Genomic DNA, 17,363 nt, shown 5'->3' on the forward strand with positions numbered 1-17,363 from the left:
CAGAAGCCGATCAGCGCGATCTTCGGATCGAGTTCGCGGCGCACGCGGCGCAGCGCTTCATACACCGGCTCCAGTTTGCCGAAGTCGGCCTTTGGCGCCAGCGTTTCGACTTTCTCCGGCGTGTCCAGCGGATCGAGCCGCGGGCCCTCGCCGACCTCGAAGCGCACCGAACGCCCGAGCGCGTAGGGAATCACCAGAATATCCGAGAAGATGATCGCGGCATCGAAGTTGAAACGGCGGATCGGCTGCAGCGTGACTTCGGCGGCGAATTCCGGCGTAAAGCACAGGTCGAGAAAGCCCCCCGCCTTGGCGCGCACTTCGCGGTATTCCGGCAGGTAGCGGCCAGCTTGCCGCATCATCCAGATCGGCGGCACCGGCTGGCGGCGGCCGGAAAGCACTTCAAGGAACGGTTTTGGCGGCGGGTTCGGTGTCAAGCGGAGTTTCCGATCTGGATCGACAGGTCTCGTTGTCGTTTCGGATACACTGCTGCTAGGCTCTTGGCCACGGCAAGGTGGGCGGGATCTTGGAAAAAGGGAAACGACATGGCTGAATTGCCCGCACCCGTTTCCGGGCAGCGCCACGAGATCGGCAGCCCGGTCGGTCGCCTGACTTATTACGCCGCCGGTCCCGGTGCGCAGAGCAAGGCGCTGATTCACAGCATCAACGCCGCCGGCTCGGCCTATGAAATCAAACCGCTGTACGAGCATTACCGCCAGAGCCGCACCGTCTATGCGCTGGAGCTTCCCGGCTTCGGACATTCCGAGCGCGGAAAACGCGAATGATTACAGAATTGATTTGGATCAAAGGGCGCTGCCGTTGCGCATCGATGCAGCGGCTCGACGCCACATCGCCCGGCGGACACCACGACTGGGTTAGACGGACCGTCAGACGGTTCTGCCTGTTGATTCGATATCGTTCGGGAAGTGTCGTGAATATAGGGCGCCGACGCGCTTGGCCTCGGGGGGACCTCCCCTTTCCGCGGGGAAGGCCGTAAAATTAGCATAATCCGACGCAGGCTTTATCGTCGGTTTCGGCCGTTTCGGCCGGAAACAGGGTGGCTCGATCGCCGGTGTTTCTTCCACTGGATTTGCCGGGCGCGGGTATTCGAGGGTTAGATCGTCTCCGCTTCCTGACATGTCAGTCGGGTCGTATAGCTGTGGCGATTAGCCGGATGAATGCTGAACGATACTTCGGCCATTAGCTTCAGGGAGGTGGCGCAATTGGGTAGCACGGTTTTCGATTCGGCTTTGTTTCGCGACATGTTCGGGACTGCCGAAATGCGGGCGGTCTTTGCCGACGATGCGCTGATCGCGCGTTATCTCGAAGCCGAGGTCGCACTTGCCCGCGCCCAGGCCCGCTTGGGCGTGGTGCCCAAAACCGCCGCCGACGCCATCGGGGCCGCTGCGCACTCCATCCAGGTCGACCTCGAAAAGCTTCGTCGCGAAACCGAGATCGTGGGCTACCCCATCCTGCCACTGGTACATCAGCTATCGGAAGCTGCGGGTGAAGCCGGCGGTTACGTTCACTGGGGGGCGACGACCCAGGACATCATGGACACGGCCAACGTACTGCAGATCCGAACAGCGCTCCAGATCGTTGCGCGTGACCTGCGCGAGATCCGCGACATCCTCGCGACCATGGCGCGCAAGTACCGCAATACGCCGATGGCCGGGCGAACCCATCTCCAGCAGGCACTTCCGATAACGTTCGGCTACAAGGCGGCGGTCTGGCTGTCCTCCGTCGACCGCCATATCGAGCGTGTCGATCAGGCGCTGCCGCGAATCCTGATTGGCGAATTCTCAGGCGCTGCCGGCACGCTTGCCTCTGTCGGCGACCGCGGTCTGGAAATGCAGAAACTGTTCTGCGAGGAACTGGGACTGCATCAGCCGCCGATCACGTGGCACGTCGCCCGGGATGGCATCGCCGAGTCAGTGACTTTGCTGGGCCTCATCACCGGCACATTGGGAAAGATCGCCACCGACGTGATGCTGATGTCGGCGTCGGAATTCGGCGAAGTCTCCGAGCCGTTCGTGCCAGGGCGCGGCGCCTCGTCGACGATGCCGCAGAAGCGAAATCCCATTTCCAGCGAGTTGATGCTCGCAGCGGCGAAGGCCGTACGCCAGCATGTCGCCGCGATGCTGGACGGCATGATCCACGATTTCGAGCGGGCGACCGGTCCCTGGCATCTCGAATGGGTATCGCTGCCGGAAAGCTTCCTGCTGGCGGCCGCATCGCTGGCCAACGCCAAATTCATGCTCGCCGGCCTCGTCGTTCATGAGCAGCGGATGCTGGACAATCTCGACCTGACCCAGGGCCTCATCGTTGCGGAGGCCGTGATGATGGCCGCCGCGCCGAAGCTCGGGCGGCAAAAGGCTCACGACGTCGTCTATGGCGCCTGCCGCGAGGCCATCGAAGGCGGCGGCCAGCTCGCCGATATTCTGGCGGACGTGCCGGAGATCGCCGAAGCCCTCGGGGGCAAGGATGCGATCAGGCGTCACTGCGATCCCGCGAACTATCTCGGCCTATGCGGCGCGATGGTCGATCGCGTTCTCGAAATTTCAGGCGCCAAAGCCGCCCGCGGCGGCTGACATCGCCCGCGCGCAGCACTCTATCTCACCGGTAGCGCCGCACAGCGCCGCCTCAGACCAGCAGATGATTCGGGGAGGATACGATGGCTACCACGAACAATGTGATGGTCGATCCGAGCGGGATTGGAAACGCCAGCAAAATGACTCCGCTGCCGCAGCCGCAGATCACTGGCCCGACTATTCCGCAGTTCAAGTAAGGCCGGAAGCTTTCGAGTTCGCACGGTCGCAGGGGCGGTGTTTCTGGCAAACGCCGTCCTGGCGACCTTGTACGATGGAACCTTCGGTGCGTGGCGTCGTTATGACGAGTTCCATTTTCTGGTTCAGCGATGAATATCCTTGATCCCCAGGGGCCGATCGGAGCCGCCGACAAGACCATCCTGATCGATTCGGTCGCGATCATGCTGGCGATCGTGCTGCCGACTATCGCCGCGATTTTTGCGTTTGCGTTCTGGTTCCGGGCATCGAATACCAAAGCCACTTACTGGCCGGACTGGGAATATTCGGGCCGCATCGAACTGGTGGTCTGGTCGATCCCGGCGCTCACCGTCATTCTGCTCGGCGGCGTCGCCTGGATCGGATCGCATCAGCTGGATCCGGCTACGCCGGTGGAAGGCACGGGAAGCCCAGTCCGGATCCAGGTCGTCTCGCTCGACTGGAAATGGCTTTTTATCTATCCGGATCAGCGGATCGCGACAGTCAACACCTTGACCGTGCCCGCCGGCGCGTCGCTGCGCTTCGAGCTGACATCGGGCAGCGTAATGAACGCGTTCTTCATCCCGCAGTTCGGCAGCATGATTTACACCATGAACGGCATGGTGACCCGGCTGCATCTTCGCGCCGACAATGAGGGCTACTATCAGGGACTGTCGTCGCATTTCAGCGGCGACGGCTTCCCCGACATGCTGTTCGACGTTCACGTCATATCACCGCTAGCGTTTCCCGACTGGGTGGCGAAGACGGCGCGCAGCGATCTGGTCCTGAACGCGGAAAGCTACGGCAAGCTCGCCCTGCAGACGGTCGAACGCGACAAGCCGACCTATCGGCTCGACGATCCCCGGCTGTTCGATGCCATCGCGACCCAGATGATCCTGCCGGGCCCAGGGCCGAAGATCACTTCGGAGGCTGCGCAATCCTATATCGGAGCGTCCGATGCTCGGTAAGCTCAATTGGTCGGCGATTCCGATCGACCAGCCGATTCCGATGATCACGTCGGCCGTGGTGGCGCTGGCTATTCTCGGCATCCTGGCCTGGGTCGTGGTCAAGGGCCACATGCCCTATCTCTGGGAAGAATGGATCACCAGCGTCGACCACAAGCGGATCGGCGTGATGTACATCCTGCTCGCCGCGGTGATGCTGCTGCGCGGATTTGCCGACGCGATCATGATGCGCGGCCAGCAGGCGGTTGCCTTTCATTCGCAAGGCTATCTGCCGCCCGAGCATTTCAACCAGATCTTTTCCGCCCACGGCACCATCATGATCTTCTTCGTGGCGATGCCGTTCGTGATCGGGTTGATGAATCTGGTCGTCCCGCTGCAACTCGGCGTTCGCGACGTGGCGTTTCCGACCCTGAACTCGGTCGGCTTCTGGCTCACCGCCACCGGGGCGCTGCTGGTCAATATTTCCCTTGTGATCGGCGAATTCGCGCGCACCGGCTGGCTGCCCTACCCGCCGCTGTCGGAGCTGACTTATTCGCCCGGCGTCGGCGTCGACTATTATCTGTGGTCGCTGGAAATTTCCGGCGTCGGCACGTTGGTCGCCGGCATCAATCTCGTCACCACCGTGCTGAAGCTGCGCACCAGGGGCATGACCCTTCTGCGCATGCCGATGTTCTGCTGGACCACGCTGGCTTCAAATCTGTTGATCGTCGCGGCGTTTCCGATCCTGACCGCGACGCTGGCGATGCTGATCCTCGACCGCTATTTCGGCTTCCATTTCTTCACCAACGAGGCCGGCGGCAACATGATGATGTTCATGAACCTGATCTGGGCCTGGGGCCATCCGGAGGTCTATATCCTGATCCTGCCCGCGTTCGGCGTCTTCTCGGAGGTGGTCTCGACCTTTTCGGGCAAGCCGCTGTTCGGCTACCGTTCGATGGTGCTGGCCACCATGGCGATCTGCGTCATCTCGTTCATGGTTTGGCTGCATCATTTCTTCACCATGGGCGCCGGCCCCGACGTCAACGCCATCTTCGGCATCGCCAGCATGATCATCGCCGTGCCGACCGGCGTGAAAATCTATAACTGGCTGTTCACGATGTATGGCGGGCGCGTTCGTTTCGCGACGCCGATGCTGTGGTCGATCGGGTTCATGGTGACGTTCATCATCGGCGGATTGACCGGCGTCCTCGTCGCCGTGCCGCCCGCCGACTTCCTGTTGCACAACAGCCTGTTCCTGGTCGCGCATTTCCATAACGTGATCATCGGCGGCGTGCTGTTCGGCGCGTTCGCCGGCTACACCTACTGGTTCCCGAAGGCATTCGGCTTCCGGCTGCATGAGGGTTTCGGAAAGGCCGCGTTCTGGTTCTGGCTGATCGGCTTTTACGTCGCCTTCATGCCGCTTTATGCGGTCGGCATGCTCGGCATGACCCGGCGCATGCAACATTACGACGTGCCGGAATGGCGACCCTGGCTGATGCTGGCCGCATTCGGCGCCGTCCTGATCCTGATCGGCATCGTCTTTCAGATCCTGCAGCTCGTCGTCAGCATCCGCCATCGCGATGAATTGTGCGACCGCACCGGCGATCCCTGGCACGGGCGGTCGCTGGAATGGGCCACCGCCTCGCCGCCGCCCGTTTTCAATTTCGCGATTCCGCCCGATGTGCGCGGCGAGGGTGCGTATTGGGCGATGAAAACGCACGCCCAGCGGCAGGACCTCGAGAAGCACGAGCCGGAATATGAGGACATCGAAATGCCTCGCAACTCGCCGACCGGATTCGTCTGCGCGTTCTTTGCCACGGTGATGGGCTTCGCGCTGATCTGGCATATCTGGTGGATGGTCGCCGCCGGGCTCGTTGGCGCGTTCGCGACCTTCGTGGCGTTCGCCTGGCGCGACCATGACGAATACGTCATTCCCGCCGCGGAAGTCGCACGCATCGACCGCGCCAATTTGGCGGAACGGCGCGCCCTCCTCGGCGCCGCCGGGAGTTCGTAGATGGCCGACCAGACCATGGCATACGCTGACGGCGACCCGCATCATGTGCGGGGCGCCCTGGAGCATAGCGGTCCCGCCTCCAAGCGGATCGTCACCGGCTACGGCTTCTGGATCTTCATTCTCAGCGACATGGTGATGTTCTCGGCCTTCTTCGCGACCTATGCCGTGCTGCTAGGTCAGACGGCGGGCGGGCCGCGCGGGGGCCAGCTGTTCGATCTGCCGAATGTCGCGATCGAGACCGGATTTCTGCTGGCATCGAGCTTTACCTGCGGGCTTGCCACGATCGCCGCCGACGCGCGCAACAAGTTCTGGTTCCAGATCGCGATGACCGTCACCTGCCTTTTGGGGCTTGCCTTTCTCACCATCGAAGGCAGGGAGTTCGCGAGCCTCGTCGCCCGCGGCGCCGGGCCGACGCGCAGCGCGTTCCTGTCGGCGTTCTTCACGCTGGTCGGCTGCCACGGGCTGCACGTCTCGGGCGGCATTCTCTGGCTATTGACGATGATGGCGCAGGTCTTCGCCAAGGGATTCCGGGCGGACATACAGCGTCGCATCCTGTGCTTCGCGCTGTTCTGGCACGCGCTCGACATCATCTGGATCGCCGTGTTCACCGTGGTGTACCTGCTCGGGAGTGCCGCATGACCAAAGGACACCAGCAAGTCGATCACAACATCGACATCGCTCCGGGCGACGAGCACCTCGAAGGCGGTGGCATCAGCCAGCGGGTCCTCGGCTATCTGATCGGGCTGGGGCTCGCCATCCTGCTGACGGCGACCTCTTTCTTTATAGCGGGTACCGATCTGTTCTGGCAGCCCAGCATTCCGGTCGCACTGGTGGTGCTGGCGATCGCGCAAATGGGCGTGCACCTGGTGTTCTTCCTGCACATCACTGCCGGGGCCGACAACACCAACAACATACTGGCGCTGGCTTTCGGCGTGCTGATCGTCATGCTCGTGATCGGCGGCTCGCTCTGGATCATGGCGAATCTCAACCACAACATGATGCCGATGGATCAGCTGATGCAGATACAGCGCTAGCGCGGCCGCGATTCGATCGAGGTCGATCACAGCTCCGTGAGCCGAAGCCTCAAAAATTAGGGCTTCTTTTAGGTCCGATTAAGCCCCCATTAAGCAACAAAAATACGAGTTCCACCAATAGGTTGGGAACTTGCTGACTGTGGCCGCCCGGTGACAGCATTTTATTCAAAAGCTGGCTAAGTGCGCGCCATGGATGGAGCCGACGCACGGCGCCTCTCGAAAATGACTCTCGGAGAACAAGACCAATGAAAAAGTTTCTACTCGGTACTGTGGCCCTCGTCGCTCTCAGCGCGACCGTGCCAGCACTCGCTGCCGATCTCGGCGCTCGCCCTTCCTACACCAAGGCTCCGGTCTATTCCGCGCCGATCTATAACTGGACCGGCTTCTATATCGGCGGTCATGTCGGCGGCGCGTTCGCCGGCGACAACAGCCTGGCCGGCAACGACGGCCGTTTCCTCGGCGGCGTGCAGGGCGGCTTTGACTATCAGTTCGCCCCGAGCTGGGTGCTCGGTGTCGAAGCCCAGTACAGCTGGCTCGGCAGCAACAACAACGGCCGGCTCTTCCCGGGCGGCGTGCTGGTCACCTCCAACAACGATCAGCTTGGATCGGTCACCGGCCGACTCGGCTACACTTGGGGCCCGGCGCTGCTTTACGCCAAGGGCGGTTATGCCTGGAAGGACGGCAACAACCTGAACGTCGCGACCAATGGCGTTCCAGTGGGCTTCACCACCAACGGCAACCATCGTGACGGCTACACCGTTGGCGGCGGCCTCGAATACATGTTCGCGCCGAGCTGGTCCGCCAAGATCGAATACCAGTACTACAATTTCGGCAGCACCACCTTCACGACCGGTCCTGCCGTCATCGTCGGTACGAGCTTCCGCGACGACGAGCATACGGTTAAGGCCGGCCTGAACTATCGCTTCAACTGGGGTGGCCCGGTGGTTGCCAAGTATTGATCCTTTAACCGGATCGTAACTTCGGAAAGGCCGGCCTCGCGCCGGCCTTTTTGTTTTCGATGCCTAAAAAGCAAGCAAAGCCCGTAAATCTACGCGCTTTTGTTAACTTGGTAACGCAATACTGCCGCCCGGACGATCTATCCCAATGGATTTAGCGGGCGGGAACGACATGGCGCGGCGATTGGCGATCGGCAAACTTGGCAGGTTCTTTGGCTTCTTGCGGCCGCGCTGGGGCATCCGAGGCAGCCTGTTTGCCGCCTTCGCTTTGATCGCTGGCATGGCCCTCGTCATCAGCGCAGGCGCAGCCATGGTGCTTGGTCATCTCGGCGGCCGCATGGTCGACTTGAGCGGTCAGGATATCCCGCGCCTTGCGGCCAGCCTGCAGCTTTCCGCCCAGAGCGCGAGCCTTGCCAGTCAGGGACCGGCGCTGCTCGCCTCCGAAAGCGAGGACGCGCTGAACGAACGTTCCAGGAAGATGCAGGAGACCCAGCAGATCACGCTGCGGAAGCTCGGCAAAATCATCGAGCTCGGCGCCGACAAGAATGTGGTCGCGGCCCTCACCGAGGCCGTGAAGAATATCGACGACACCATCAAGAGCCTCGGTTCGGCGGCGAAGGAACGGCTCGGCATCGCGGCCCAGCACCAGAAGCAATATGACGCGCTGCGCAGCACGCAAGGAGCCTTCGTTGCCGCCGCGAGCCCGTTGATGATGGACGCCCAGTCCCAGATCAACGCCATCCTGCAATCGGCCAACCTTTCTTCCGATGACGCGGCCGAGGCCGCCCGGACCATCGACCAGCTCGGCAACGTATTCGCCAGCGGCAATCTGGCGGCGTCGCAGATGATCGCGGCCCTTTCGGCCAACGGCAGCGACACGCTGGACGCGATCGAGAAGGAATTCAAAGCCGCGCAGGCGCGCGTCAAGTCGAACCTCGATCTCCTGCCCAAAAACGCCGGCACCAAGGGGCTGAGCGACGCGGCGCTGAAACTGCTGGCGCTGGGCGAGGGCAACGCCGGCGTCTTCAAGCTCCGCCAGCGGGAACTGGACGCCAACGATTACGGCCAGATCATCCTCGACGAGGCCCGCAAATTGAACGTCGGTCTCGGCATCAGCGTGCAGCAGCTCGTCGACGGCGTGCAGACCGAGACCAACGCCTCGACCTGGCAGGCGCGCCGCGAGATTTCATATGCGACCACGGTGATGCTGGCGCTCGGCGCTCTGACCCTGACGGATCCGTGCTGTTCGTCTGGCTCTATGTCGGCCGCAATATCCTGCGCCGGATCCGCGCCCTGCAGCGCTCGATGCAGCTTCTGTCCGACGGCGACCTCGAATCGGAGATCTATCGCTCACACCAGCAGGACGAAGTCGCCGCGATGGCGAATTCGCTGGAGGTCTTTCGCGAAAGCATGATCGAGGCTCGCGCGCTGAGCTCCGACCAGGACAAGGATCGGATCGCCGAGGCCGAACGCGCCGCCCGCATGGAAGCCCGGATCGTCGAATTCGAAAGCACCGTCCGCGCCGCGCTGGACAGCCTGCAGAAGTCGGCCAATTCCATGCAGACCACGGCGCAAAGCATATCAGCGACCGCCGATCAATCCAGCGCGCTGGTGAGCGCGGTGGCCTCCGCCGCCGAGGAAACCTCAGTCAACGTGCAGACGGTGTCCTCGGGCACCGAGGAATTGTCGTCCTCGATCGCCGAAATCGGCCGCCAGGTGGTGTCTTCGGCGGAGATTGCCCGCAAGGCCGTCGATGAGGCCGGCGCGACCGACGCCACCATGCAGGGTTTGGCCGAAAACGCCGGGCGCATCAGCGTCGTGGTCGATCTGATTCAGACCATTGCCTCCCAGACCAATTTGCTCGCGCTCAACGCCACCATCGAAGCCGCGCGCGCCGGCGATGCCGGCCGCGGTTTCGCGGTGGTCGCCTCCGAGGTCAAGAGCCTCGCCAACCAGACCGCGAAGGCCACCGACGAAATCCGTCAGATCGCCAATATGCAGCAGGTGACCTCGTCGGCCGTCGGCGCGATCCGCAGCATCACCAATACCATCAGCGAGATCAATGAGGTGACCACCGCGATCGCGGCGGCGGTCGAAGAGCAGGGCGCGGCGACGCGCGAGATCGCCCGCAACATCCAGCACGCCGCCGGCGGCACCTCCGAGGTTTCCAGCAACATCATCGGCGCCTCCACCGCTTCCGCCCAAGCCGGCTCAGCCGCCGGCGAAGTGCTGAACGCCTCCGACGAACTGCGCCGCGAGGCCGACGTGCTGCGCGCGGAAATCGACGCCTTCCTCTCCAATATCCGGGCCGCTTAGAGCACGGGCGCCGAAGCGAACGACTCGGTCATTCCGGGATGGTGCGTCAGCACCAGACCTCAGGTGCGCAATCGCGCACCAGGGAATCTCGGGATTCCGGGTTCTATGCGGAGCCTGTCATCGGGCCGGCCTTTGGCCGGACCCGTTGGCATAGCCCCGGAATGACGGCGAAATCAAACACCCATGTGTTTTGCCCAAACCCGCATCCATTTTTTCGGCTGGCGCCGCGCCGATTGTGCGGCTAAGCCGGTACCAGATCATTGCGACGCGAAGCCATGCATTCCAAAACAGACACGGTTCAGTCCTCCGCCGAGGCGCTTCGGTACCCCTGGGAAAATCATCCCGGCGAGGATCAGGTCGTCGAGGTGATGCCGGGGGTATTGTGGGTCCGGCTCAAGCTGCCGTTCCGCCTCAACCACGTGAACATCTATCTGCTCGCCGACGGCGACGGCTGGGCGATGGTGGATTCCGGCTTCGGCAATGAGGAATCGATCGCGGCCTGGATCGCATTGTTCGAGGGTCCGCTCAAGCATGTCGAAGTCACGCGGCTGATCGTGACGCATTCGCATCCCGACCACGTCGGTCTCGCCGGGTGGATCGTCGAGCGTTTCAACTGCCCGCTTTATATGTCGCAGGTAGAATATCTGCAGTCGGTCTATCATCAGAACCGCGGCACCGAAGAGCGGAAGATGGCGCAGCGACTGTTCTTCCGCCGTCACGGCATGGACGAGAACCTGACCGACAAATTGCTCGGCCGCGGCCAGGATTACCTGAAGCGGGTTTCGATCCTGCCGCCTTCCTACCGGCGCATCTCGCATGGCGACGAGATTTCCATCGGCACGCGGCGCTTCAAGGTGATCACCGGCGGCGGCCATGCGCTGGACCAGGTGATGCTGTACTGCGCCGCCGACAAGCTGTTCCTGTCCGCCGACCAGGTGCTGAGCAAGATCTCGCCCAATGTCAGCGTCTGGGCGGTGGAACCCGACCAGAACTCGCTCGGCGAATATCTGGCCTCGTTGGCGAGCCTGACCACGACGCTGCCCTATGACGTCATCGTGCTGCCCGGCCACGGCGTGCCGTTCTACGGCCTGAAGACCCGCATCAAGCAATTGGCCGATCATCACGAGGATCGCTGCCGGCTCATTGCCGAGGCTTGCCGGGAAACGCCGAAAACGTCGAAGGAACTGGTGCCTGTCGTGTTCCACAAGCACGTGCTCGACGTGCATCAAATGGGCTTTGCCGCCGGCGAATTGATCGCGCACGTCAATTACATGCTGGTCGAAGGACGCCTGATGGCGGAGGAAATCGACGGCGTGCTCCACTTCAGGACGACCTGACAACCGAACCACGCCGGCCCGCTCCGCTCCAGGACCACGTCAACCCCGTCGGCCTCTGCGCGTTTTCAAAATGCACGCGCCGCGCCGGCGGTCACGGCGTATTGATCAGGATCAAGTTTCGTTCCGCGTACGAAGCAACCCGGTCCCCCCTCACATGGGGGATGGCGGAGGGCCGATTCGGCTCGACATCAAACCTGGAAACGCTCTAAAAAGAGATCTCTTAACAAGACTTTGCTCAACAAGGCTTGGCCGTCCCGGCCCCAGCTTCCCTGACAGGCAGTTTTGCGATGGATTACAGCCAGTTCTTCAGTGCCGCCCTCAACCGCCTGCATGACGAGCGGCGCTACCGGGTTTTCGCCGATCTCGAGCGCATCGCCGGCCGGTTTCCGCACGCGATGTGGCACTCGCCGAACGGCGCGCGCAATGTCGTGATCTGGTGCTCCAACGACTATCTCGGCATGGGACAACACCCGAAAGTGGTCGGCGCCATGGTGGAAACCGCCACCCGCGTCGGCACCGGCGCCGGCGGCACCCGCAACATCGCCGGCACCCATCACCCGCTGGTGCAGCTGGAAGCCGAACTGGCCGATCTGCACGGCAAGGAAGCGGCGCTCTTGTTCACCTCCGGCTACGTCTCGAACCAGACCGGCATTGCGACCATCGCGAAGCTGATCCCGAATTGCCTGATCCTGTCGGACGAGCTCAACCACAATTCGATGATTGAAGGCATCCGCCAGTCCGGCTGCGAGCGCCAGGTATTCCGCCACAACGACACGGCGCATCTCGAAGAGCTGCTGCGCGCCGCGGGCCCCGGCCGGCCGAAGCTGATCGTCTGCGAGAGCCTCTATTCGATGGACGGCGACGTCGCGCCCCTGACCAGGATCTGCGATCTCGCCGAGCGCTACGGCGCGATGACCTATGTCGACGAGGTTCACGCGGTCGGCATGTACGGTTCGCGCGGCGGCGGCATCGCCGAACGCGATGGCGTCATGCACCGGATCGATATCCTGGAAGGCACGCTCGCCAAGGCGTTCGGCTGCCTCGGCGGCTATATCGCCGCAAGTAGCGACATCATCGACGCGGTGCGTTCCTACGCCCCCGGCTTCATCTTCACCACCGCGCTGCCGCCGGCGATCTGTTCCGCAGCCACCGCCGCGATCCGGCATCTGAAGACTTCGTCCTGGGAGCGCGAGCGCCATCAGGACCGCGCCGCCCGCGTCAAGGCGATCCTGACCGCCGCCGGCCTGCCGGTGATGTCGAGCGACACCCATATCGTGCCGCTGTTCGTCGGCGACCCGGAGGCCTGCAAGCGGGCCTGCGACATCCTGCTTGAAGAGCACAATATCTACATCCAGCCGATCAACTATCCGACGGTGGCCAAGGGCACGGAGCGGCTGCGCATCACGCCCTCGCCCTATCACGACGACGTGCTGATCGATCAGCTCGCCGAAGCGCTGCTGCAGGTCTGGGAACGTCTCGGCCTGCCGCTGCGGAGAAAATCGCTGGCGGCCGAATAGCGAGCGAATGGACATTGTCTGGAAAGGCATTGCCGGCGGCCTCGTGACGGTCTGCTATCTCGCGGTCGATCGGGTCGATTACCGCATCGCCCTGCTCGGCGGGCTGGCCGCCTGGCTTATCGTTGCCTTGGGCGTATTCATGGCGCCCCGCTGGACTTAACGACGATCTAAATTCCTGAATTTCAGGGGCATTTCGCTGTCGCCTGCGGTGGCGCAAAGCGGTAGTTTGAGGCGCGTATTCCGCAAAAGCGGATACCGGTTTTGCGCCTAGAATGCGCGCAAGTAATTGAAGTTGGGGCTTAGGGCCTCGACAGGGAGCAAGCAGCGATGCTGCACGACTGGGGCGTGATCGCAGCTGCCTTCGGCTACATCGGGTTCCTGTTTCTGGTGGCGAGCTATGGCGACCGCCTGTCGCCGACGCAGCGCGGCCGAGCCAGCGCGCTGATCTATCCGCTGTCGCTGGCGATCTATTGCACCTCCTGGACGTTCTTCGGCTCGGTGGGATTCGCCACCCGCACCAGCGTCGATTTTCTCGCGATCTATGTCGGCCCGATCCTGATGGTGGGGCTGTGCACGCCGCTGTTGCGCCGGGTAATCCGGCTGGCGAAATCGCAGAACATCACCTCGATCGCCGATTTCATCGCCGCTCGATACGGCAAGAGCCAGGCCGTTGCCGCCACCGTCGCGCTGATCGCGATCATCGGTTCGGTTCCCTATATTGCGCTCCAGCTCAAGGCGGTGGCCTCTTCGCTCCAAACCATCCTGAGCGAGGACCAGGCGTTCTCCCAAATTCCGATCATCGGCGACATCGCGCTGATGGTCACGCTGGCGATGGCGGCCTTCGCGGTGCTGTTCGGCACCCGCCAGAGCGACGCCACCGAACACCAGCACGGCCTGATGCTGGCGGTCGCCACGGAATCCATCATCAAGCTGGTGGCCTTTATCGCCGCCGGCGCCTTCGTCACGTTCTGGATGTTCAGTCCGCATGAACTGATCGAACGCGCGATGAAGACACCAGAAGCGGTGCGCGCCATCGACTACACGCCCTCGATCGGCAACTTCCTCACCATGGTGCTGTTGTCGTTCTGCGCGATCATGCTGCTGCCGCGCCAGTTTCACGTCAGCGTGGTCGAGAATTCCACCGATGCCGAAGTCGGCCGGGCCCGCTGGCTGTTTCCGTTCTATCTGATCGCCATCAATCTGTTCGTGATTCCGATCGCGCTCGCGGGGCTGATCATCTTCCCGTTCGGCGCGGTCGACAGCGACATGTATGTGCTGGCATTGCCGATGGAGGGAGATGCGCCCCTGCTCAGCGTCGGCGTCTTCGTCGGAGGCCTGTCGGCCGCCACCGCGATGGTGATCGTGGAATGCGTCGCGCTTTCGGTCATGGTCTCGAACGATATCATCGTGCCGCTGGTGCTGCAGCGCGGCCCGCAATCGGCCGCGCGCCGGAACGATTTCGGCGACTTCCTGCTCAAGGTGCGCCGCTTCGCGATTTTCGGCATCATGGCGATGGCGTATTGTTATTACCGCGCGCTCGGCAACACCCAGCTCGCGGCGATCGGGCTGTTGTCCTTTGCGGCCATCGCGCAACTCGCGCCGGCGTTTTTCGGCGGCCTGTTCTGGCGGCGCGCGACCGCACGCGGCGCCATCGGCGGCATGCTGGTCGGCGGCGCGGTGTGGATCTACACGCTGTTTCTTCCGAGCTTCCTGGACGGCAATACCGCGGGCATGCTGATCCTGCAGCACGGTCCGTTCGGCATCGAGGCACTGCGTCCGCAGGCCCTGTTCGGCGCCGATCTGCCGCCGCTTCTGCACGGCGTGCTGTGGTCGCTTTCGCTCAACGTCCTGACCTATGTGGTGCTGTCGCTTGCGCGCCAGCCGTCCTCGATCGAACGATTGCAGGCGGACCTGTTCGTGCCGGATGCGCTGGCGCCGACGACGCCGACATTCCGGCGCTGGCGCACCACGGTGACGGTGCAGGACATCCAGAGCACGGTGGCGCAGTATCTGGGCCCCGATCGCGCCCGGCATTCGTTCGAAGCCTTCGCGGTCACTCACAATGCGAGACTCGATCCGGCCGCACCGGCCGATTTCGAACTGCTGCAGCATGCCGAACATCTGATCGCCTCCTCGATCGGCGCGGCGTCCTCGCGCCTCGTGATGTCGCTGTTGCTGCGCAAGCGCACCGTCTCCGCCAAGGCGGCGCTGAAGCTGCTCGACGATTCCCACGCCGCGCTGCATTTCAATCGCGAGATCCTGCAGACCGCGCTGAACCACGTGCGGCAGGGCATCGCCGTGTTCGACGCGGATCTGCAACTGATCTGTTCGAACCGGCAGTTCGGCGAAATTTTGGGATTACCGCTGCACCTCGTCCAGATCGGGATTCCCTTGCGGGAAATCCTCGAATTCATGGGAGCGATCAGCCCGCCGGGTTTCGGCGAAAGCGATAGCCGTTCGTTGCTGGAAATGCGGCTTGCCGCCTATACCACCGAGGGCGAGCCCTATCTGGAGCGCCTGCTCGATCGCCACATGGTGATCGAGGTGCGCTCCAACCGGATGCCGGGCGGCGGACTGGTCATCACCTTTTCCGACGTCACTCCCTCCTTCGAGGCGGCCGAAGCGCTGGAGCGCGCCAACGCCACCCTCGAAAAGCGGGTGCGCGACCGCACCGAGGAACTCACGCGGCTGAATTCGGAACTGGCGCTGGCCAAGAGCACCGCCGAGGACGCCAACATCTCCAAGACGCGCTTTTTGGCCGCCGCCAGCCACGACATCCTGCAGCCGCTGAACGCGGCACGGCTCTATGTCACGAGCCTGGTCGAGCGCCAGGCCGGCGGCGAGGATTCCCGGCTGGTCGAAAACATCGACGATTCGCTGGAGGCGATCGAGGAAATCCTCGGCGCGCTCCTGGATATCTCGCGGCTCGATGCCGGCGCCATGACGCCGTCGATCACGAGCTTCAAGATGAGCGACCTGATGCGCTCGCTGGAAATCGAATTCGCGCCGATCGCGCGCGCCAAGGGGCTGAAGCTGACCTTCGTGCCCTGCTCGCTGCCGGTGGAATCCGATCGCCTGATGCTGCGGCGTCTGCTGCAGAACCTGATTTCCAACGCCATCAAATATACCCCGCACGGCCGCGTGCTGGTCGGTTGCCGGCGTCACGGCCAAAGCTTGCGGATCGGCGTCTACGACACCGGCGTCGGCATTCCCGTCCTCAAGCGCGGCGAGATCTTCAAGGAGTTCCACCGGCTGGAGCAGGGCGCTCGGATCGCGCGCGGCCTTGGCCTCGGACTGTCGATCGTCGAACGCCTCGCGCGCGTCCTCAACCACGGCATCGCGCTCGACGCCACCGGCAGCGGCGGCTCGGTCTTTTCGGTGATGGTGCCAACCGCGAAGGCGATCAACTACACCGCGGCCGTCACCACCGCGACCCCGCTCTCGCGGACGCCGATGAGCGGCTCCCTGATCGTCTGCATCGAGAACGACGCGGCGATCCTGGACGGCATGCAAACGCTGCTCAAGGCCTGGAACGCAGAGGTCATCGCGGTGACCGATCCCGACGCCGCCGTCGAGGCGATCGAGGCCGCCGGCCGGCCGGTGACCGGTCTTTTGGTCGACTACCATCTCGACCGCGGCAACGGCGTCGCCGCAATCCGGGACATTCGCCGCCGCTTCGGCGAGAACATTCCGGCGATCCTGATCACCGCCGATCGCAGTCCGCATGTGCGGGCCGCGGCCCGCGACGAGAACATCGCGGTGCTCAACAAGCCGGTGAAGCCGGCCTCCCTCCGGGCCCTGCTCGGTCAGTGGCGCACCCAGCAGATGGTGGCCGCGGAATAGACCGGAATCGGGATTTCGCGATTTGACTTACTGCGGCGACGGCGTGCCCTGGCGCCACTGGCCGCCGGCAATCTTCGCCGCTGCGATTACCGCCTGGGTGCGGCTTTCGACCCCGAGCTTTTGCAGGATCGCCGATACGTGCGCCTTGATGGTCGCTTCCGAGACGCCGAGCTCGTAGGCGATCTGCTTGTTGAGCAGCCCTTCCGACAGCATCATCAGCACCCTCACCTGCTGCGGGGTCAGCGTCACCAGCCGGTCGCGCAAGCGCGTCATGTCCGGATCGGCCGCGGAGGTAAGATCGGTATCCGGCGGTACCCAAACGTCGCCATCCATGACCTTCACGATCGCGTCGCGCAGCGTATCGACCCCGAATCGTTTGGGAATGAACCCCGACGCGCCGAAATCCAGCGACCGGCGGATCGTGCCCACATCGTCGCTGGCCGATACGATCACCACGGGGATCGCCGGATACTGCGCCCGCAGATAGATCAGGCCGGAAAAGCCCGAGATCCCCGGCATCGTAAGATCGAGCAGGATCAGGTCGACATCGGAATCCTGCTCGAGCAGCGAGGTCAGATCCTCGAACGATCCCGCTTCATCGATCCTTGCCGAGGTCACGACG

The 17,363-nt window shown here is 63.2% G+C and carries 12 protein-coding genes and 2 pseudogenes; 12 read left to right on the forward strand and 2 right to left on the reverse strand.

Annotation, left to right across the window (positions count from 1 at the left end; genetic code table 11):
• Nucleotides 1-434 (reverse strand): uroporphyrinogen decarboxylase family protein (locus QZ213_RS10255; RefSeq protein WP_291685954.1); only part of this gene is annotated, 434 nt, incomplete at its 3' end.
• A 108-nt stretch (nucleotides 435-542) separates the two neighbouring features.
• Between QZ213_RS10255 and QZ213_RS10260 the strand changes: the two are divergent.
• The 12 genes and pseudogenes from QZ213_RS10260 to QZ213_RS10315 all read left to right on the forward strand — a co-directional run.
• Nucleotides 543-779: pseudogene (locus tag QZ213_RS10260) on the forward strand (alpha/beta hydrolase); the annotation flags it as partial.
• Nucleotides 780-1,259: 480 nt separating this feature from the next.
• Complete coding sequence (locus QZ213_RS10265) at nucleotides 1,260-2,588, forward strand: adenylosuccinate lyase family protein (RefSeq protein WP_291685955.1); 1,329 nt, start codon at nucleotides 1,260-1,262, stop codon at nucleotides 2,586-2,588.
• Between the two features lie 326 nt (nucleotides 2,589-2,914).
• Nucleotides 2,915-3,748, forward strand: a complete 834-nt coding sequence (locus QZ213_RS10270; protein WP_291685956.1) for a cytochrome ubiquinol oxidase subunit II — start codon at nucleotides 2,915-2,917, stop codon at nucleotides 3,746-3,748.
• Nucleotides 3,738-5,738 (forward strand): cytochrome o ubiquinol oxidase subunit I, encoded by a 2,001-nt coding sequence (cyoB, locus tag QZ213_RS10275; protein WP_291685957.1) that lies wholly within the window; start codon nucleotides 3,738-3,740, stop codon nucleotides 5,736-5,738. The genes QZ213_RS10270 and cyoB overlap by 11 nt, the downstream gene beginning before the upstream one ends.
• Nucleotides 5,739-6,377 carry a cytochrome (ubi)quinol oxidase subunit III gene (locus tag QZ213_RS10280; RefSeq protein ID WP_291685958.1) on the forward strand — a complete coding sequence of 213 codons (639 nt, stop codon included), beginning with the start codon at nucleotides 5,739-5,741 and terminating at the stop codon, nucleotides 6,375-6,377. It begins immediately after the preceding gene.
• Nucleotides 6,374-6,772, forward strand: a complete 399-nt coding sequence (cyoD, locus tag QZ213_RS10285; protein WP_291685959.1) for a cytochrome o ubiquinol oxidase subunit IV — start codon at nucleotides 6,374-6,376, stop codon at nucleotides 6,770-6,772. Before QZ213_RS10280 ends, cyoD begins: the two co-directional genes overlap by 4 nt.
• Before the next feature lie 245 nt (nucleotides 6,773-7,017).
• The gene (locus tag QZ213_RS10290; protein ID WP_291685960.1) at nucleotides 7,018-7,731 is read left to right on the forward strand and encodes an outer membrane beta-barrel protein; all 714 of its coding nucleotides are present in this window, start codon (nucleotides 7,018-7,020) and stop codon (nucleotides 7,729-7,731) included.
• 169 nt (nucleotides 7,732-7,900) lie between these two features.
• Nucleotides 7,901-10,044, forward strand: a pseudogene (locus QZ213_RS10295) (methyl-accepting chemotaxis protein).
• A 275-nt stretch (nucleotides 10,045-10,319) separates the two neighbouring features.
• Entirely contained in the window at nucleotides 10,320-11,381 is a 1,062-nt protein-coding gene (locus QZ213_RS10300; RefSeq protein WP_291685961.1) for an MBL fold metallo-hydrolase, read from the forward strand.
• Nucleotides 11,382-11,668: 287 nt separating this feature from the next.
• Nucleotides 11,669-12,898 (forward strand): 5-aminolevulinate synthase, encoded by a 1,230-nt coding sequence (gene hemA / locus QZ213_RS10305; protein ID WP_291685962.1) that lies wholly within the window; start codon nucleotides 11,669-11,671, stop codon nucleotides 12,896-12,898.
• A 7-nt stretch (nucleotides 12,899-12,905) separates the two neighbouring features.
• Nucleotides 12,906-13,058, forward strand: a complete 153-nt coding sequence (locus QZ213_RS10310) for a hypothetical protein (protein WP_291685963.1) — start codon at nucleotides 12,906-12,908, stop codon at nucleotides 13,056-13,058.
• Nucleotides 13,059-13,225: 167 nt separating this feature from the next.
• Nucleotides 13,226-16,741: a PAS domain-containing hybrid sensor histidine kinase/response regulator gene (locus QZ213_RS10315; protein ID WP_291685964.1), complete on the forward strand. Its 3,516-nt coding sequence runs from the start codon at nucleotides 13,226-13,228 to the stop codon at nucleotides 16,739-16,741.
• 27 nt (nucleotides 16,742-16,768) lie between these two features.
• Here QZ213_RS10315 and QZ213_RS10320 read toward each other — a convergent pair.
• A partial coding sequence (locus QZ213_RS10320) for a response regulator transcription factor (RefSeq protein WP_291685965.1) occupies nucleotides 16,769-17,363 on the reverse strand: 595 nt, incomplete at its 5' end.

Origin of the sequence: Bradyrhizobium sp., assembly GCF_017881085.1 — a bacterium.
Classification (GTDB): domain Bacteria; phylum Pseudomonadota; class Alphaproteobacteria; order Rhizobiales; family Xanthobacteraceae; genus Bradyrhizobium.

Excerpts from the sequence above, each read along its gene's own strand:
- QZ213_RS10265 (WP_291685955.1), top strand. The coding sequence starts at position 1,260 with ATGTTCGGGACTGCCGAAATGCGGGCGGTCTTTGCCGACGATGCGCTG.
- QZ213_RS10270 (WP_291685956.1), top strand. The coding sequence starts at position 2,915 with ATGAATATCCTTGATCCCCAGGGGCCGATCGGAGCCGCCGACAAGACC.
- cyoB (WP_291685957.1), top strand. The coding sequence starts at position 3,738 with ATGCTCGGTAAGCTCAATTGGTCGGCGATTCCGATCGACCAGCCGATT.
- QZ213_RS10280 (WP_291685958.1), top strand. The coding sequence starts at position 5,739 with ATGGCCGACCAGACCATGGCATACGCTGACGGCGACCCGCATCATGTG.
- cyoD (WP_291685959.1), top strand. The coding sequence starts at position 6,374 with ATGACCAAAGGACACCAGCAAGTCGATCACAACATCGACATCGCTCCG.
- QZ213_RS10290 (WP_291685960.1), top strand. The coding sequence starts at position 7,018 with ATGAAAAAGTTTCTACTCGGTACTGTGGCCCTCGTCGCTCTCAGCGCG.
- QZ213_RS10300 (WP_291685961.1), top strand. The coding sequence starts at position 10,320 with ATGCATTCCAAAACAGACACGGTTCAGTCCTCCGCCGAGGCGCTTCGG.
- hemA (WP_291685962.1), top strand. The coding sequence starts at position 11,669 with ATGGATTACAGCCAGTTCTTCAGTGCCGCCCTCAACCGCCTGCATGAC.
- QZ213_RS10310 (WP_291685963.1), top strand. The coding sequence starts at position 12,906 with ATGGACATTGTCTGGAAAGGCATTGCCGGCGGCCTCGTGACGGTCTGC.
- QZ213_RS10315 (WP_291685964.1), top strand. The coding sequence starts at position 13,226 with ATGCTGCACGACTGGGGCGTGATCGCAGCTGCCTTCGGCTACATCGGG.